We start from the raw sequence: 16,740 nt of genomic DNA on the forward strand, positions 1-16,740 counted from the left end.
GCTAGCGACCTGATCAAGATGGGTGCAGGGCGCTAAGGGGGCCGCTAACGCTAGCGGGGTGTGCCGCTAGCGCTAGCGGCCCTCAGGCGTCAGCCCGCATCCCGCTTCCCGTCACGCTCCGCGATCGCGGTGGTGATGTGGGAGCGGTCGATGCCACGCCGGTTGACGACCTTGCCCTTCACCCGTCGGCCGACCTGGATGGTGGCGATCCCGCGCGGCTTGAGAGCCGAGGACAGCGTCTCGGGCTCCCACCCGTCGTAGACCTCCGGGCGCAGCTCCGCCAGGCGAGCCACCACGGTCTCCGACCACACCTTGGCTTCCTTGGCCGCGACCACGGCGAGGATGTCGGCGAGCAGGTCGTAGGCGGGCGCGGTCGGCTCGGGTGCCTCACCGAGGGCGTGGCCGGACAGCAGTCCGAGCGCTTCGCGTGCCTTGCGGGCGCGGGCGGCGATGGCCGCAGCGTGCGGGGCGTCGACGAAGACGCCGTAGACGATGCGGGCGTCGGAGCCCTCGCCGACGAGGTAGTGGATGCCCTTGTCGGCCCAGGCGAACATGGTCGCCCGTACCCCGCGCTTGTAGGCGGAGGTGCCGAGCACCATGTCGTTCTCCAGTTGGCCCATGACCTTCAGGCACATTCGCAGTGAGGCGTTCGCGCTGATGGCCGTGGGTAGAGACTTGGCGTCTGGGCGCTGCGTGGCGAGCAGCAGCACGATCCCCGTCGCCGGGCCGCGCTTGACCAGGTCGGTGGCGATCTCCTCGAACTCCTTGCCGTACTTGGGGTGCTCGAAGGGCACCTGGCACTCGTCCACGCTGATGACGATCGGGTGCAGTCCCAGGGAGCGCTTGTCGGCAAGAGCGCTGGTCACCTTCGACTCCGGGCAGATGTCGCGCGGCAGCGAGCGGATCACCTTCGTACGGCGGCGCAGTTCCTCGCGCAGGGCTCGGAAGTCGCGGATCATGTACTCGATGGCGTCGTCATCGTCGCCCGCGGCGTGCCGGTGGGAGACCGCATCGCCCACCGGGTCCAGGTCGCCGGTGCCCTTCATGTCGTAGGTGTGCAGCTCCGCCCGCGGGTCCAGCGCGGCGATCAGCGTCAGGAGGCGGAGCAGGAACGTCTTGCCCATGCGCGGGATCGCGCCGATCACCCCGGCGATGTACATGAGGGTGATCTCCACCCAGCGTCCGCGCTGGTCGGTGCCGTAGGCGACCGGCTTGAACAGGTCCGTGCTGCCGGACTTCAGCAGCGGCCAGGCGGGCTTCTTCGCCTTGGACATGTCCTGGTCCCCGACCCACAGCACCAGGTGCCCGGTGTGCTCGTCCGGCACCGCCTCAGGCCACACGCAGCCCAGCGGGCGGCGCAGGCCGGAGGCGAGGCGTTCGCGGCGCTCGATGATGTCGGTGACCGTCACCCCGTAGGGCAGGTTGCCTTCCGCGCGCCAGCCTGGGCCGTCGCGGGTGATCGGGGCGGTGAACTCAAACCCGTCCCGGCCCTTGCCCTGCGCCTGGTTGATCGCGGGGATGCCGAGGGAGCCGAGGGCGCGCAGGACGATGTCACTGGTGAGCTTGGTGGCCTTGGGCAGGTCGACCGCGCGGTGGATGACCGGGGCATCGGCCTTGCGCCCGACGCAGCCGAGGGCCATGACGAGCGCGCCGACGGAGATCGTCTGAAGCCAGCCGGGGGCGAGCACGTAGATCGCCAGGGCAGAGCCGAGCCCGACGAACATCGCCAGCACGGCGACCAGGGCGCGCAGGCGGACGCGGCCGTCGCGCTGCCGGGAGAGCTTCAGATACTCCGCCGCGTCCTCGCGCCGCACCGCGGCCAGCCGCACCGGCTCGCCCTCGGTGTCCGCGACCCACCGCATCGTGGCACCGGTGAACTTCGCGGCCCCGGCAGGGGCTTGGAGGGCGAGGCGGGTGGCGTACCAGGGCGAGCGCAGCGCGTGATAGCCGACGGTGTGCGCGTAGTGCCGGGCCACCCACGCGGTGGCGGTCTTCAGCTCCGCCACCGACCGCAGCCACACCGGAACCACGTCACGGCGCCGGGCGCCCATCAGCCGACCCAGATAGCCAGGACCAGCCGACTTCGCGGTCGGCTGGTCGACCATCACGTGCAAAGTAGGGTCGGCCGACTCGGCGACCGGCGCCGAGCCCGACTCGGTCGGGCCGGAGTCGACCGACGGGTCGGGGGCCGGGTCGGCCGACTCCCCGCGCGCCGACCGGGCCTTGTCGAGGTCGACTACCTCACCGCCGGAGGTGAGGCCGTGGGTGGTGCTCATCTCGGCTTCGAGCCGGTGGAAGAGTTCGTTGTCGTCGTCGGGGTGCTTCACTGAACTGTCCTCCTTACAGAGGGGATAGAGGAGCCCGGTCGCTGGCTGTGGAAGGTTGGGCGGCCGGGCTCCGCGTAGTTGATGTGCGGGGTTTGTCAGGCGGCGTGCGCGGCCGTTTGGGTCAGGGCGTCGGCGACGCGGGCGCCGATCCACTGGGCGACGTTGCAGGACACGGCGTTCCCGGCCTGTATGGTCTGTTCGCCCTTGTTGCCGTGGACGACGTAGTCGTCGGGGAAGCGCTGCGCGAGGAGCTGTTCGCGCGGCTGGATCATCCGGTAGTGGCAGTCCTCCAACTGCGGTGCCGCACCGAGCAGGGCGGCGGAGTCGACGGTGCCGAGCGTGTGCAGCGGCTGGGCCGCGCTCTTGGCGGCGGCGTTGCGGTAGGGGATGACGAGCCAGTGGTGGCGGCCCTGCCCGGTGACGGTGTCCACCGGGGCGGAGACCGGTCGGGCACTGGCGTTGCGGCGCAGCGTGACGATGAACGAGTCATCCGCCTGCGGCGGGGTGAGCAGGGCTTCGAAGCCCTTGGGGTTGGCCAGGCGAGTCCGCATCGGCTCCGCCACCGTGGTGGAGGCGGTGTTCCAGGTGCCGCCCGCCGGGACCAGGACCGCGTCTCCGATTTTCACCGTGCGGGCGGCCAGAGGGGACCCGTCGGCGGGCGCGGGGCGTCCGTCGTGGCCGCCGTGGTTGACCGTGAGGACCATGCGCTGGTCTCCGAGCAGCGCCAGTCCGGCGCGGATGCGATTGATGGTGTTCGCAGCTAGCGGGCGCAGCTTGTGGGCGGCGCGGTCGCCGATGCGCACCCCGAGGTTGGACCAGTCGATAATGCTCGCCGCCGGGCGTACGTAGGGTTCCACGATGACGTGGCGGCAGCGGGTATTGGGGCAGCGGTAGTCGTACTGCTGCTTGTACTTGCCCACCCGGCGCCCATTGCGCCACGACTGGACGGCAAGTACGTCCTCGCAGCACTCGGGGCACCAGGCGGGCGGTGTGGGCTTGAGGTCGGGCAGCGGCATGGTGGTGCGGGTGAAGACCACGTAGATGCGGTCCCGCCACTGCGGCGCGGCCGGGTTGTCGGCGCCGCCGACGTGGGCGGAGGACACCGACACGATCTGCGAGCGGTAGCCGAGCAGTTCCATACCGCGCCGCCACCAGTCGAACAGCTCCCAGTCGACGACGAACTCCAGCACGTTCTCGCACAACACCGCCTGGTAGCGGTGGACTTCGGTGGCCCGGATGACGTCGTAGGCGGTGGCCCGCGTACGCTCCCACGCCGCGTCCGCGACGCTTCCGTGTTCCTGAAGGTCGAAGGCGAGCTGCCCGTGCGTGCGGCGGCGTCCGCCCGCGGGGGAGAGTTCGGTGCAGATGGGCGAGGCCCACAGCACGTCCGTGCGCGGCAGGCGTCGCATGTCGTAGTTGTTGATGTCGGCGATGAGGTGCTCGGCACCGGGGTGGTTGGCGGCGTGCGTCTCGATCGCCCGCTGCCAGTGGTTCGCGGCGAGCTTCAGGTCGTATCCGGCGGCGACCAGGCCGGTGGAGGAGCCGCCCGCGCCGCAGAACAGATCGGTGAACGTCAGGCTCATGCCCGACCTCCCATTTCACGGATCAGAGGGAAGAGCACAGGACGAGGTTCAGAGATCGAAGAGGGCGCGCTGGTCCGACGGCGCGGGCTGCTCGCGCCGGGCACGGCGGGCGGCGGCGGTGTGGCAGGCCGGGCACCAGGCCCGCAACTCGCTGGCCGACAGTCCGGCCGCCGCCACGGGGGCGGTCAGCGGGTCGGCCGGCGCGGCCATCAGATGCACCCGGCTCCCGTGCCTACTGGTGTAGGCGTCGTGCTCGTGCGGGCAGCGCCCGCCGCTCTTGGTGTGCGCGTTGCCGCACTGGCCGGTGCACTGGCAGCGGAATCCCGCCGCCTTCATCACCGGCCGCCACACGGCCGGAGTGGTCAGCGGTTCACTCATGCCGCCACCCCCACCACGGGCACGTCGGTGCGGGCGCCGGTGCGGCCGGAGCGGCGTCCGGTGACGGTGGCGAACAGCCAGCCGAGTCCGGCGCGGCGGGTTCCGGCGCGGGCCTGCTTGGCCGCGTACATCGCCTCATCCGCCCGCCGCAGCAGCCCGGACAGATCGTCGGCGGGGAAGTCTGCGGCGCGGACCCAGCCGAGCGAGATGGTGGTGCGCACGTGCGGGTCCTGGCCGTCGACCGGCCGGGCGAGCACGCCGTGCAGCACGGCGAGGAGGTCGCCGGCGGTGCCGTGGTTGTCGATGAGGACGGCGGCGAATTCATCGCCCCCGAGCCTCCCCGCCACCCCGGTACGGCCGACGTGGTGGGCGAGACGGTCCGCGGTCGCCTTCAACAGCGCGTCCCCGGCCGCGTGCCCGTGGGTGTCGTTGATCTGCTTGAAACGGCTTTTCTGGACTAAGAGCCGTTTTCTGACTCTGGACAAGGCAGCGAGAGCGCGGTGCTCTAAGGGGAGCTGGTTCGGCTGCTGGGGGGATGTATGGGAGCGATCGACTGGTCCGCCGTGGTTGGGATTTCCTCGACAGTTGTTGCTCTGGTCGCAGTTGCCATTGCCCTTGTCGCCTATCGGTCCGAGCATCGACGTGCACGTTTTGAGAGAGCCTGTGCCCTGCACCGCGATCTGACCACGGGGGAAGTTGCCGACGCCCGCGCGATCACGGGGCCTCTGCACTATGGCGGTTTCGATGCTTCTGGTGGCGGCCACGATGTTGCTGCCAGCCTCACGGCGTACTTCACCCTCTTGTGGTGCTTCGAACGGCTCGCAGCAGGTCGCGCCGCGTTGCTGCGGGATTCGGATTCTTTCGGCACGGCGGGCAGGAGGGACGCGGTAGTTCACTACTTGGATGGGCTGATCGCGTGGCACGTCGCTGAGTACGCCTGTGGTTTGGCCACGGCCCGGCGCAAGCTCGGCGAGGCGGCTGGCGAAGAAGTGTCCGATGACAAGTCTCGCGCTGGGTTCACGCAGTTGCTGAAGGAACTGCAACAGAGTGGTCTGGTTGACCCTTCCTATCAAGCGCTCGACTGCGCGGAAGGCGAGTGTCCTTGTAGTTGCCACCGAATATCAGCCTCCTAGCGGACGTGGTTGTAGAGCGGACTGGCGAGTGGTGGGTCGGCGACCGTTGCTGCTCTCGGCCAGGGCAGCCTGGAGGCTGCGCCCCCGGGGGGAGGCGCCATGATTCTTGGCGCGATATGTTGCCGCGGCCGAGGCAGGTGGGGACGGGGGGCGGCGAGCTTGGTAGGTGGGCCGCACCCCGCGTGATCTTCAGGAGTGTCTGATCTGGGGCAGCCCTAGATCGGTGATGCGGGTCGTGTTGCGGGCGTGGGCCTGGTCCATTGCCGTCAGCTTTTTGCTGGCCGCCTGGAGACTGACCTGGAGCCCTTCGGCTTCGCCGAGCCAGCCGTTGAGCTTGGCCTCTTTGACCCGGTCAGTCAGGCTGTGGATGATCTCGATCAGCCGCTTCCGCTTGAACAGCACAGCGTCGAACTGACCGCGGTGCTGGACGAGCGCACAACTGAACTTGAGGCTGCACGCGACGCCAACCGCCATCTCACCCGGGCCCTGAACCAGCGAGAGTGATTCCTGTGCCGAAACCCTGGTTCCGCGTCCGTTTAGTAGCGATGTCGACGGCGCAGACAGGAGCTGGTCTGCGCCGTACGGTGACGGGTATAGCCGGTCGGAAGGGGCATGATGGCAGACTTGGCACAGATGCTAATCGACCATGTTTCGCGTGGCGAGTTGCTGGATCTGCGTGCAGGGGATCGTGCTGTTGACGAGCAGGAAATGCGTTCCTGGGGCGATGACCGGACAATCCCTGCTCAAGTAATTCGAGACATCATGCGCGGCCGACTCGCGCCCGATCCTGACCCACGGGGAGTGCGTCTGCGCGGTACCCTAATCACCGGCCAGCTCAACCTAGAAAACCTCTCCACCGACTTGAGTTTAGATCTGTCCTGGTGTTTTCTCACTGAAGGAATCGTGGCTAACAATGCCCAGTTACCTGCCCTTCTTTTAGAAGGATGTCTCATTGAGGGCTCCAGTCAGGCTCTGGATGCGGGTGGGCTCACCACCACTACCCTGTGGCTGCCAGAGGCGAAGATTGAGGGGCAGGTTCGACTCTACGGGGCCCACATCACCGGCGATCTGGTCCTTACGAGTGCGAAGCTGCACTGCGGCTGGGGTCCGGCACTTTCTGCCGACGGTATGCGAGTTGATGGGGACGTTCTGCTGCGCGGTTGGTACGGGAACCGCGTGTTCGAAGCGTTCGCCGGTGGTGCGCATGGCGCGATACGGCTGAGCCGGGTGCATATCGGAGGAATGCTGGAGTGTGTAGAGGCGCGGGTGCTGAGCAATCACAACCCCGTACTATGGGCCGAAAGCCTGAGAGTTGACGGCGACCTCTGCCTGGGCGGTGAATTCCAATCAGTGAACGGTGGCATCTTTGGAACGATTCGACTGAATGAGGCCCGTATCGGTGGTCAGTTCGTGTTTGACGTTGACCCTGAGTCATTCTTTTGTGCCGTAAACCCGGAGGCGTACAATTCCGCTGAGCGGCTATCTGTGGACGGGTTGACCTATACGGGCATACCCAAGGGGGTTCCATGGGAGACGTGGCTGGAGCTGCTGAGTGTCGCCACCTTCAGCTACTCCGCGCAGCCATACCAGCAGTTAGCTTCGGGCCACCGCGCCCAAGGACATGACCGCGACGCCCGCACTGTCCTGATTGCCCAGCGTGACGACCAGCTACGTAGGGCCGCAAGCCGTGGGGAACGCGTTTGGGGCCGACTGACCTGGCTCACCCTTGGCTACGGCTATCAGCCGTGGCGGGCCCTGCTATGGCTCCTTGCCATCGTCCTCGCTGCAGTACTGCTGGCTGTGGTCGGCCCTGGTGCGCACGGCGGACTTGCACCTGCCGACTCCAAGAGTGCCCGCTCGAGCGGTTGCTCGATTACGGACCGTGTGGGCGTGGGCATCGATTTCGGGCTGCCTCTGCTCAAGACCGATGTCCGCAGTCGGTGCGTTACGACCGACAATGCCGCCGGTCAGGCCCTCACGGCTACTGGCTGGACCCTCCAGGCCCTTGCCTGGGGCTTTGCGACCCTCTTCGTTGCTGGCTTCACCAGTGCTGTTCGCAAGACCTGAGAGCCTGAGGCTGAATCCTGCGATCTGGTCTGGAAGGCCGGACGACAGGCAGGCGCCACCCAGTTCGCTCGATCCAGCGATGGCGCCACACCTGTTGCACTGGCTACGGTAAGCGAAGTCGGCGCTGAGCTGCACAGCTACTGTCCTCATGGCCTCGCGCCACACGGCCTCTCCCAGAGAACTTCTGTATGTCTCGTACCGGGCGTAGCCTCAACACGTCCCCCGACACACCGGCTTGCCCTGCGGTAGTCCGGTCAACATGGTCGACGTCGGCGAGGACGACGACCGCGCGCGGGTCCCTGAGCAGAGCCGTGGCACGGCGGGTGAACCCCTCACGGGTGCGTAACCCGGTGAGCGGATCCCGCCGGGCTGTGTCCAGTCGGCCGCGCAGCCACCGTGCGTGGACGGACCAGCCTGCCGCGAGCGGCAGTGCGGACAGGAGGATCGTGGCCAGGCTGTTCACGCTGCCACCTCCTCGGCGTCGTCGCCGGACGCGTCCGGCACAGGGGTGTCGACGGGGTGCAGGACCCGGCCGTCGGCCCGTTCGGCGAGCAGCACGTCACGCACCTGCCGGGCGGGGCCGGAGCCGCAGCGCAGTTCCTTGCGCAGCACCTCGGCATTGATCTTGCTGTCCTCCCAGTCGGCAGTGGCCTTACGCGCCTGGGCCAGCGTGTCCTCGAAGCTGCGCTGCACCGTCTTGGCCGAGGGCTTCGCCGGGCGCTTGCGCGGCGGCTTGACTGCCTCGCGCAGCGGGGGCTCGGGGGCCTGCTCCGCCTTGAGCGGCACCTCGTCGGCGGCGGGCGCGAGTTCGCCCATGCGCAGCATCACGCGCTCGCGCCTGGGGGTCTTGTGGCGCCAGCCGCGCCCGTAGCGCTCCCGCAACTCCGCACGGGACAACTGCCGCTCCCGCTCGCGGGCGAGCGCGTCGGCGTAGGAGGTGATCTCCCACAGCGTCATACGCCGCCACAGCGCGAACGTCGACAGCGGGGCGAGCAGCCACCGCGAGAAGCGGACCTTGTCCATGCGCCGACCGGTGGCCGCGCCGATCCGCACCGCGTAGATGTGCGCGCCGATCTCGGAGAACACCACCCACAGCAGCGGCATCGTGCCGTGCGCCACCTTCGCGGACAGGGAGTGCCCGGCCGCGATGTTCAGCCAGCACGTGATGAGGGTGAGGACCCAGGGCACGAACCGCACCCACGCCAGCGCCATGTCCATCCGGATCAACAGCAGGTTGGCCACGGTGAACACCGGGATGGCCACGTCGATCCCGACCGGCAGCATCCACGGCTCACCGAACCCCCACCGTGCGGCAGCCACCGACACGGCATCGAAGGAGGAGATGAGGCCGAGCCCGCCGACGCCGGCGGCGGCCAGCGCCCCGAGCCCGGCCAGGCCCAACTCAGGGCGCGTCAGCGGCGGAACCGCAGCACGCTCACTCGCGACGGGGGTGCTCATCGGACACCGCCCCGCTGGCGGCACAGCGCACAGCGGTGCAGCGCCCACCCGGTGAACTGGACGACACCGCCACCGGCGAGGACGAACCGCCACACGGAATCGCCCGTGCCGATGAGGACCACGGTGGCGCACATCATGGTGAACGCCCCGGCCAGGAACAGCCACAGAGCCACAAGGTCCGGCGGCGAGGACTTGGTACTCATGCCGCCACCGCCCTCGGAGCCTTGCCGCGACGGGTGGCGGGCCGGGCCAGCGGGGCGACGTCGCCCAGCGTCGGCGCGAAGGCCTCGATGGCCTCGGCGGCGATCCGGGACACGTCGTCGACCAGATGCGGGTGGTCGGCGAGGATGTCGCGCGCCGCATCCTCACGCGCCGCGCGCTCTAACTCGCTCTCGCCCTCCACCCCCAGCCACAGCTCAACCGGGGCCCCAAGGGCGAGTTCGATGTAGTCGTCAACCGAGACGACCTCATGCATACCGATGAACGACTTCATGACAAGGCACTCCTGATGCGGAGGGACGGGAGGAAGCCGGGGCGGGCGCAGGCCTTTGGCGAGACGGCGCCCGCCCCGTGTGAGATGGCGTCCGTACCGCGGGATGCGGCAGGAGCGCGGTGCCCCGGAGCGGATTCGATCCGCCACCTCGCGGCTTGGCCGGGGCCGGTATGCTGCGGCTTCTACTCGTTGTCGTCCGTGTCCTCGGTGGCGCGGCCACCCATGATCACGTCGCCGTGGACCACTCCACCGGACACGTCGATCTGGTCGCCCAAGACGATGTCCCCGCCGAACGTGATGTCGTCGTTGTCGCCGAAGTTGAAGACGGCGCGGCTCTTGTCGCTCATGTACTTCTCCTCAGTGCGTGGTGGACTTGCACGCGGCTGCTGTGCCGCGGTGCCCCGGCCGGGAGTCGAACCCGGCCTTGCGACCATCGGGGCGGTAGCGGCGCTAGCTGACCTGGACGTAGCCGCTGGTGGCGCGGCGGCGGACGTTCAGGTGCGCGGCGCCGGTGATGTACGCCTGGCCGGAGGTGACGTCCACCGCCATGCGGCCGCTGGACTTGGAGGTTGCGGCCATCCGGGCCTGGCCGGAGGTGAGGTTCAGCCGCGCGTCATGACCGCTGTAGGCGCCGACGGCGAGATAGCCGGAGGTGACGTTCGCCGCGAGCGAGCCCGTCACGTCACTGACGACCACCTTGCCGCTGGTGATCGTGGCGTCCAGGTCCCCGATGCGCTCCGCGGTCAGGCTTGCGGAGGTGGCGTCGAAATCCAGGCGCGCCAGTTCACCCGTGACGACCGTCCTGGCACTGCGCGTGCTGACCAACGCCACGGACCCGGCGGGCAGATGGGCGGTGAGGGCGATCGGCGTCAGTGCTGGCCCGGCGGGGCCGTCGGCGGTGACCTCGCGGCCGTTGACGAAGACCTTGCCGCGGCCGTGCCCGGAGACGTAGATGTTGCCGCCGTTGATCTGCACGCCGTTGCCGCCGGAGAACGTCATCGTGTTGCCGTTGAAGCTCACGGTCGTGCTGCCCGCCGTTGCGCCGGCGGTGTCTGGGACACGGACGGTGAGGTTCTGCCCGGTGAGGCTGACGTCGGTGTCCCGGATCGCGTCGGCCGACGGACCCGATCCGGCGTCCGTCGTCAGCTCCACCCGCGCCTGCTTCAACGCGGGGTCGACGGCCAGGTGGATCGTGCCGGTGTGCATCGTCAGGTCCAGGGCGATCGGACCGAAGGCGGCCACGGGGATCGTGCGCTTGGTCATGGAAGAACTCCTGACTGCGTCGGGGTACGGAGGCCGGGGCGGCGGGTTGTCCCTGTTCGGGACGCCGTCGCGACCGGCAGGCCAAGCCGCGAGAGGCGGCAGGCGCGGATCAGGCGACTGGCAGCGGCACATCCGGCCGCTGAGCCAAGACGGGGAGCGGCCAAGGGGCCGCCTTGGAAGCGAGCGGGGCCGACGGCATCGTGGCCAGGCCGGGCCCGCTCGCAGACAGTGCGATGCGCGATCTTGCGTGCGCGCGGCCGTCACTTCGGGGGAGACGGCTCAGAAGCCCACTTATGTGCGGTCACCTGCGGCGACGCGCTTATCAAAGAACGCGCTTCCGGGGCCCGTTGGCGTGCGGCTGAGCCGCCTTCCTGCCGGGCGATCCCGCTTGGCGTGAGACTGTTCTAGCACGGCTGCTACAACTAGTACAAGAGATTGTGTTGGTCGTGCTGCTTGACCTAGATCAAGAGGGGCTAGCATCGACGCATGACGCCTACTTCTGACGACGCGCGACGGGTGAACGAGCAGATCGCCGAGACCCTGCGGGACGAGATCAAGACCGGCAGGCTGAAGGCGGGGGACAAGCTGCCTTCGGTTCGTGCGATCGCAGAGCGCTTCGATGTCGCCGCGGGAACAGCCACCAAGGCCGTCCAACTCCTGGCGAAGTGGGGGCTGGTGGCCCCTGACTCGACGCGCGGCTACTTCGTGAGCGCTCAGGTCTCAGGCGATGAGGAAGCGCCGAGCCCCAGCCCGGAGTTCGCCGCAATCATGAAGGAGGTCGAATCGATGCGTGAGCACCTGGCGCGTCTGGACGAGCGTCTTCAGCGGTTGGAGAAGTCGGACAAGCCGAACTGACAGGTTCCGCAAGGCCTCGTGCGCGTTCTGCGAGGGCGCCCACTTCCGCAGAGAGCTCCGAAAGAGCCACCATCACTTGGTGCCGCTCATCAGATGTCAGAGACATGCCTGTGCCCCCTTGCCATCGCTGTGGATGTCTCGGTCTCGACACCTACGACGCTATGACCAGGCTCTGAGGCGACCCCGGAAAAACCTTCCGGGGTCCTCATCCCAACTGAGGTGAGGCTGAAGCCATGCGAGGAATGACGCAGCACCTGACGATCGGCGAACGCGTGGCCTGGTACCGGCATCGCCGGGGCCTCTCCCAGGAAGTGCTGGCCGGACTGGTCGGCCGTACGTCGGACTGGCTCGGCAAGGCGGAGAACAACCGCATCGAGCTTGACCGACTCTCAGTGATCCGTGCCCTGGCCCACGCCCTGGACGTCTCCATCGGCGACCTCATCGGCGAGCCCACGCTCTTGGAGTGGTCGAACGACAGCGGCCGGCGCACCGTCCCTGCTCTGCGCGAAGCCCTCATGGACTACCGCCAGTTGACCCCGCTCCTGAGCGCGCCCGCCGACGGCGAGCCCCCGACTCTGGCGAACCTTCGAGCCGACGTGGGCGAGGTGTGGGACGCCTACCAGGCATCTCGCTTCGGCTTCGCCACGCGGCAGTTGCCGCTCCTCCTTGCCGACGCCCTCGTGGCTTCCCGTACGTACGCGGGGGAGGAGCGCGAGGAAGCCAACGCCCTGCTCGCGCTGACGTACCAGGGCGCGGCGATGGTGCTCGGCAAGCTCGGTGAGAACGAACTTGCGTGGATGGCGGCCGACCGCGGACTGGCCGCAGCGCAGCAGAGCGGCAACAACGTGATCACGGGATCGCTCTTCCGCTCCGTGACTCACTGCCTGCTGTCGACCGGGCGATACGAGACCGCCGTACAGCTCGTAGGCGACGCGGCCGGATATCTGGAACCAGGGCTCGGCGAAGCGACGCCCTCGTACCTGTCCGTCTACGGGACGTTGTTCCTGACCGGGGCCATGGCGGCCGCCCGCGCAGAGGACCGCGCGTCGACCCAGGACTTCCTCCGCGAAGCGGAGACGACGGCAACACGGCTCGGCGCCGACGCCAACCACATGTGGACGGCATTCGGCCCGACCAACGTCGCCATCCACAAGGTGGCCACGGCCGGAGAACTCGGAGACTTCCAGATCGCTTCCGACCTCGGAGCGCAGATCGATACGAGCGGCCTGCCTGTTGAGCGCCGGGTGCGCCACGACCTCGAAGTAGCGCGTGCCCTCACTGCCCGGAACCGCACCGACGAAGCGCTCGCCGTGGTCCTTGAAGCGGAACAGCTGGCCCCGGAGCAGGTCAGGCACCACTACATGAGCCGTGAGCTCGTACTCGGCTGGGTCCGAGGGACACGGGGGCGCCCAAGCAGTTCGGTGGCCGACTTGGCCGGCAGGCTTCGAGTCGTCTGAGGTGGTTAGGCTCGGTCACGTGAGCGAGACCGAGAACGAACACGAGGCGAAGATGGCGCGCCCGCGCATGGCTGCGGGCGCGCTGTTCTTTGACGAGCACGGGCGCGTCATGCTCCTTGAGCCGACGTACAAGGACTACCGGGATATCCCGGGCGGGTACGTCGACGCCGGTGAGTCCCCGCTACAGGCATGCGTGCGGGAGGTCCGCGAAGAGCTGGGCATCACGCCTGAGATCGGCCGTCTCCTTGCCGTCGACTGGGCCCCCAGCCCTGCTGAAGGCGACAAGGTGCTGTATCTCTTCGATGGCGGTGAGCTACCTGCCCAGCTTCAGGAACAGATCCGGTTGCAGCGTTCCGAGATCAAGGCGTACGCCTTCCACAGCATCGATGACGTCGATTCCTTGACCATTCCGCGTCTCGCGCGACGGGTCCGGGCGGCCGTGAACGCTCGCAGCGAGGGTCAGGTGGCCTACCTGGAGCACGGCCAGCATCCAGGGTGATAGTGAAGGCCGAGGGGAGTCCCTAGGTGCCGCCGGGATACTCCACTACCCCGAGATCATGGAGTGCCTGCATCCGAAACGCTCTGCGCGAGATCGGTAACGGTACGCAGAATTCCCTGACCGAAGTCAGTTGGAGCGACCAGCACACCGAACGTCACCGCTACGGTCAGCACCATCGTCTGGTCGACCCGACTTCTGGCCTGTACGCGTCGGCGTACGAATATGACGAGGGCGACAGCCAGCAGAACTGCCAGATTGATCGTCAGCTTCACCGGTCGGCCCTTCCCCCAGGCAGGAACGTCCCAGCTTCCCTGTGTAGCGGGGGCAGGGTGATGCGGCGACTCTGTTACGGACGGTTGGCTGGAAAGGAACTCATCTGAGGCTGGTTCCTTGAGCCTGGGTTGGCGCCACATTGCCCTGAGCCGCGACTCGTCGCGGCCCAGAATGCAAGCATCCGCTTGAGTCGTGATCTGAGCGCGGTGGCCGGAGCGGAAGGCGCGCCGGTCTACTCGTTCGTGCCCAAGGCCTGCCGCGCTGCGAGCTGAAACTCCTCGTCGAGAGGCTGCTTTGCGGCAGCCGCAGCCTTAAATCGAGCTTCGTAGTCCCGCAGTTGGCCGTCCCCACTGCGCACTGCGGCATGAGTCCATGAGGTGCAGACCATTTCCCACTCATTCATCGCCGTCCGCAGTCGCCCCGCCACCTCCGCTACACCCCGAGGTCCGGCCATGCTGACTGCCGCCGCAGATGCACTGAACTGGGTCCACGCATCGTGCGCCTCCCGGTACACGGCTTGCCAATCTGCAGGGTTGGCTGCCACTTCATGCAGTTGATCAGCGGCTTTCCATAAGCTGTTCGACAACTGCTTTGTTGTCATCAGGAGGTTGTTGTAAGTCTCGCGCCGAAGATCGCTCAGCCACTGTTCCCGCTCTGCGCGGTGCTGGATACGCAGGTACCGTGTTTGCCCAATGACTGTGAGAACACCACCCCCGAGGCCTCCGACCGCGCCGACTGCCGCCCCTAGAACTGCTGCTGAGCTTGCGTCCACAAGCTCATTTCAGCCCAGTCTAGGTCGATGCACAAGGGTGCCTATCCTATTCGTCTCCGGCAGCTTTCTGTAACCAACGCTCTGCGACGTCGCATCTATGTGAAGGTCAGCCCGGGTGGGTTTCGCCGAGTTCAATTGAGTACGGCATGGTGGGTCCGTACGTCATGGTGATCGTCGAGGGTATGGGTGTTCTCGGTTCTCCTTCAACATGCGCGCCAGACGCATCGATCTCTCCCTGGCCGTTCAGCTCCAGGCGACAGAGTGGGCAGGAAAGAGCTTCGGTACTCATAGTCGCGCTAGTACTTGACTCGGTCAGAGTCCTGAGTCGCATCCACGCACGCCCCCCACAGGCAGGGCAAAGAGCCGGAGACACTGTGAATAGGACGTCATCACCGATGGCTCTGACTTCATAAATGCCCCGTTGGTGAATGCCCTCCGGGACCGGGGTGCTCATGGCGCGCTCCTTGGCTCCGCTAGGGAGTCCTTCGAAGCGGTCATCAAAAGCGAGTCGAGCTTGGCGGATTCGGACCTGAACGTCTCGGTAGATCTGACTACGTTTTGTATCTACAGCCAAGCGGGCCACGGTCGTCCAACGCCCCCAGAACAAATCCAAGGGGCGATTTACTTCCTGTAGCAGCTTCTCGACAGTTTGTGCAAGGACGGGCATGAGGGACTTGGCTTGTTGCGTGCCGGTCGTGTGTGCGACTCCGTTACGCAAATCGATCAAGAGATCCAACTGCCTGTCGGCGCCAAGTATATCGAGCGTTCGCAACCGTGCGATTGCCTCGATAGCCCCGATCGTGCGGACCTTACTTGCTGCGCGATGTCCGCCGAGGTGGAAAAGCATCTCGGTGCTTCCCCGCATCTCGGCGATATAGATCGGGTTCTTGGACACCAGGACAGCCTTCGCGAGGAGTTCAACTGCTACCCCACCGTGGAGCGCGAACTCGTCGTACTCGCCCTGGGCATGGTCTTCCATGGCTTTGAGGCCCGACCTTTGAGCGCTTGCAACGAAGCTGTCGAACGAGAGGGAATCGTCCATGGGATGACGGTAGCTGTGACTTCGACCATTGGCCTAGGGGTTTCTGACGGCGGCGCCTCGCGATCTTGCCTGCCTCAATCTTCAGATGCAGTGACTCCGAGATCTCCAAGTACGTACCCCCGCGGACTGGCCTGCGGCACGTGCTCTTGCCTTCATCGGCCTCGTGAGCTGCTTCCAGGTGCGGGCTCATGTCGTCCGGCTCCCATGACGGGGCATCCAGACCGAGAGTCCGGAGTCTGCTGCCGAGCAGCCCCAAGCGCCCACTGAGTGCGTGAGAAGTGCGTGAACCGCAAGGGGACAGTGGCATCGGCCCGCCGCTCCCGCAGGTCAGGGCTGTTCCGGCATACGGCCTCCGGAGCCGTGTGCGCATCGAATCACGTGGGATCGCGCCACCGATTCCGGGCCGTCCGTGGGCCGTGCGAGAGCGGCCCGCAACGACCAACAATGACCAACGACAGCCGTCCGGGCGCTGGTCAGCCCTGTGCCAGAGGTGACTGAGCCAGGTCACCCAGGGGCTGAGCCACTTCCTCCGGAACAAGAAGCAGGAGTGGGAGGAGTACCGCTCCGAGGTGACGGCCTTCGAGCTCCGCAAGAACCTGCCGGTGCTGTAGGGCCCCGAAGGGGCGCAGTTCCGCGCCCCTCACGGGGCTCTCCCGACGTCCCGGTCAGGGGTGAATCGCCTCCCGCAGTGGTGTCTTCGCCCGTACCCGATACTCCTGGACCGCCCAGCCGTTGCCGTCCGGGTCGGTGAAGTACATGAACGTGGCGCCGTCCTGCTCCGCGTACTGGACCGGCTCGGAGATCTCCAGGCCGCGGGCGGTCAGCTCGGCGTGGGCCTGCTTGATGTCGGGGACGCAGAGCTGGAGGCCCTGGTAGGAGCCGGGCTGGGGGGTGGGGCCCGGGGTGGTCTCCCAGAGGACGGTGCTGAGCATGATCGAACAGCCCGATCCCGGCGGCGTGAGCTGGATCAGGCGTGCGCCCGGCATGACCTCCCCGTCGAGGTCGACGTGGAAGCCGCACTTGGACTCGTAGAACTCCTTGGACCGGTCGAGGTCGCTGACGGGGATGCCGATCACTTCGAGTGTGTATTCCATGCGTCGAGTACAGCAGCGATCCGGTGCCCTGTCCCGGGGAACGGGC

The 16,740-nt window shown here is 67.3% G+C and carries 18 protein-coding genes and 2 pseudogenes; 6 read left to right on the plus strand and 14 right to left on the minus strand.

All coding sequences use genetic code 11. The features are described from left to right. Positions 1–89 precede the first annotated feature (89 nt). The 4 genes and pseudogenes from ACZ6AA_RS33065 to ACZ6AA_RS33080 form a co-directional block, all read right to left on the minus strand. Complete coding sequence (locus tag ACZ6AA_RS33065) at positions 90–2,327, minus strand: cell division protein FtsK (protein ID WP_471462139.1); 2,238 nt, start codon at positions 2,325–2,327, stop codon at positions 90–92. Positions 2,328–2,422: 95 nt separating this feature from the next. After that, positions 2,423–3,910: a DNA cytosine methyltransferase gene (locus tag ACZ6AA_RS33070; protein WP_471462141.1), complete on the minus strand. Its 1,488-nt coding sequence runs from the start codon at positions 3,908–3,910 to the stop codon at positions 2,423–2,425. Between the two features lie 48 nt (positions 3,911–3,958). Continuing rightward, on the minus strand, positions 3,959–4,288 hold the full coding sequence (locus tag ACZ6AA_RS33075) for a hypothetical protein (RefSeq protein ID WP_471462143.1): 330 nt from the start codon (positions 4,286–4,288) through the stop codon (positions 3,959–3,961). Beyond that, positions 4,285–4,740 (minus strand): annotated as a pseudogene (locus ACZ6AA_RS33080) (GGDEF domain-containing protein); the annotation flags it as partial. The pseudogene ACZ6AA_RS33080 and the gene ACZ6AA_RS33075, both read right to left, overlap by 4 nt. Before the next feature lie 87 nt (positions 4,741–4,827). On the opposite strand from ACZ6AA_RS33080, the gene ACZ6AA_RS33085 reads away from it, so the two are divergent. Beyond that, the gene (locus ACZ6AA_RS33085) at positions 4,828–5,421 is read left to right on the plus strand and encodes a hypothetical protein (protein ID WP_471462145.1); all 594 of its coding nucleotides are present in this window, start codon (positions 4,828–4,830) and stop codon (positions 5,419–5,421) included. 189 nt (positions 5,422–5,610) lie between these two features. On the opposite strand, the gene ACZ6AA_RS33090 is transcribed toward ACZ6AA_RS33085, so the two are convergent. Continuing rightward, a complete protein-coding gene (locus ACZ6AA_RS33090) occupies positions 5,611–5,895 on the minus strand; it encodes a hypothetical protein (protein WP_471462146.1) in 285 nt (94 codons plus the stop codon). A gap of 138 nt (positions 5,896–6,033) precedes the next feature. Here ACZ6AA_RS33090 and ACZ6AA_RS33095 point away from each other — a divergent pair, with 138 nt between their 5' ends. Further along, complete coding sequence (locus tag ACZ6AA_RS33095) at positions 6,034–7,488, plus strand: hypothetical protein (protein ID WP_471462147.1); 1,455 nt, start codon at positions 6,034–6,036, stop codon at positions 7,486–7,488. Between the two features lie 459 nt (positions 7,489–7,947). Here the strand turns inward: ACZ6AA_RS33095 and ACZ6AA_RS33100 are convergent, their stop codons facing one another. The 5 genes from ACZ6AA_RS33100 to ACZ6AA_RS33120 form a co-directional block, all read right to left on the minus strand. After that, positions 7,948–8,946, minus strand: a complete 999-nt coding sequence (locus tag ACZ6AA_RS33100; RefSeq protein WP_471462148.1) for a DUF2637 domain-containing protein — start codon at positions 8,944–8,946, stop codon at positions 7,948–7,950. Beyond that, on the minus strand, positions 8,943–9,149 hold the full coding sequence (locus ACZ6AA_RS33105) for a hypothetical protein (protein ID WP_471462150.1): 207 nt from the start codon (positions 9,147–9,149) through the stop codon (positions 8,943–8,945). Before ACZ6AA_RS33105 ends, ACZ6AA_RS33100 begins: the two co-directional genes overlap by 4 nt. Continuing rightward, entirely contained in the window at positions 9,146–9,439 is a 294-nt protein-coding gene (locus ACZ6AA_RS33110) for a hypothetical protein (protein WP_471462151.1), read from the minus strand. The genes ACZ6AA_RS33105 and ACZ6AA_RS33110 overlap by 4 nt, the downstream gene beginning before the upstream one ends. Positions 9,440–9,621: 182 nt before the next feature. Further along, positions 9,622–9,786, minus strand: a complete 165-nt coding sequence (locus ACZ6AA_RS33115; RefSeq protein ID WP_471462153.1) for a hypothetical protein — start codon at positions 9,784–9,786, stop codon at positions 9,622–9,624. Positions 9,787–9,889: 103 nt separating this feature from the next. Continuing rightward, entirely contained in the window at positions 9,890–10,702 is an 813-nt protein-coding gene (locus tag ACZ6AA_RS33120; RefSeq protein ID WP_471462154.1) for a DUF4097 family beta strand repeat-containing protein, read from the minus strand. A 486-nt stretch (positions 10,703–11,188) separates the two neighbouring features. Here ACZ6AA_RS33120 and ACZ6AA_RS33125 point away from each other — a divergent pair, with 486 nt between their 5' ends. The 3 genes from ACZ6AA_RS33125 (at position 11,189) to ACZ6AA_RS33135 (ending at position 13,513) form a co-directional block, all read left to right on the plus strand. Beyond that, the gene (locus ACZ6AA_RS33125; protein ID WP_471462155.1) at positions 11,189–11,557 is read left to right on the plus strand and encodes a GntR family transcriptional regulator; all 369 of its coding nucleotides are present in this window, start codon (positions 11,189–11,191) and stop codon (positions 11,555–11,557) included. A 233-nt stretch (positions 11,558–11,790) separates the two neighbouring features. Beyond that, positions 11,791–13,014: a helix-turn-helix domain-containing protein gene (locus tag ACZ6AA_RS33130; RefSeq protein ID WP_471462157.1), complete on the plus strand. Its 1,224-nt coding sequence runs from the start codon at positions 11,791–11,793 to the stop codon at positions 13,012–13,014. Between the two features lie 52 nt (positions 13,015–13,066). After that, the gene (locus ACZ6AA_RS33135) at positions 13,067–13,513 is read left to right on the plus strand and encodes an NUDIX domain-containing protein (RefSeq protein ID WP_471462218.1); all 447 of its coding nucleotides are present in this window, start codon (positions 13,067–13,069) and stop codon (positions 13,511–13,513) included. Between the two features lie 56 nt (positions 13,514–13,569). Here the strand turns inward: ACZ6AA_RS33135 and ACZ6AA_RS33140 are convergent, their stop codons facing one another. From ACZ6AA_RS33140 to ACZ6AA_RS33150, 3 genes are all read right to left on the minus strand, one after another. Then, a complete protein-coding gene (locus tag ACZ6AA_RS33140) occupies positions 13,570–13,785 on the minus strand; it encodes a hypothetical protein (protein WP_471462158.1) in 216 nt (71 codons plus the stop codon). Between the two features lie 233 nt (positions 13,786–14,018). Then, positions 14,019–14,387, minus strand: coding sequence for a hypothetical protein (locus ACZ6AA_RS33145; protein ID WP_471462160.1), 369 nt, complete (start codon positions 14,385–14,387; stop codon positions 14,019–14,021). Between the two features lie 277 nt (positions 14,388–14,664). Continuing rightward, positions 14,665–15,600, minus strand: a complete 936-nt coding sequence (locus ACZ6AA_RS33150; RefSeq protein ID WP_471462162.1) for a hypothetical protein — start codon at positions 15,598–15,600, stop codon at positions 14,665–14,667. 524 nt (positions 15,601–16,124) lie between these two features. Between ACZ6AA_RS33150 and ACZ6AA_RS33155 the strand changes: the two are divergent. Beyond that, positions 16,125–16,211: pseudogene (locus ACZ6AA_RS33155) on the plus strand (glutamine synthetase); the annotation flags it as partial. Positions 16,212–16,265: 54 nt separating this feature from the next. Here the strand turns inward: ACZ6AA_RS33155 and ACZ6AA_RS33160 are convergent. After that, a complete protein-coding gene (locus ACZ6AA_RS33160; protein WP_468480993.1) occupies positions 16,266–16,694 on the minus strand; it encodes a VOC family protein in 429 nt (142 codons plus the stop codon). Positions 16,695–16,740 lie beyond the last annotated feature (46 nt).

This window comes from Streptomyces sp. NPDC040610 (assembly GCF_055594065.1).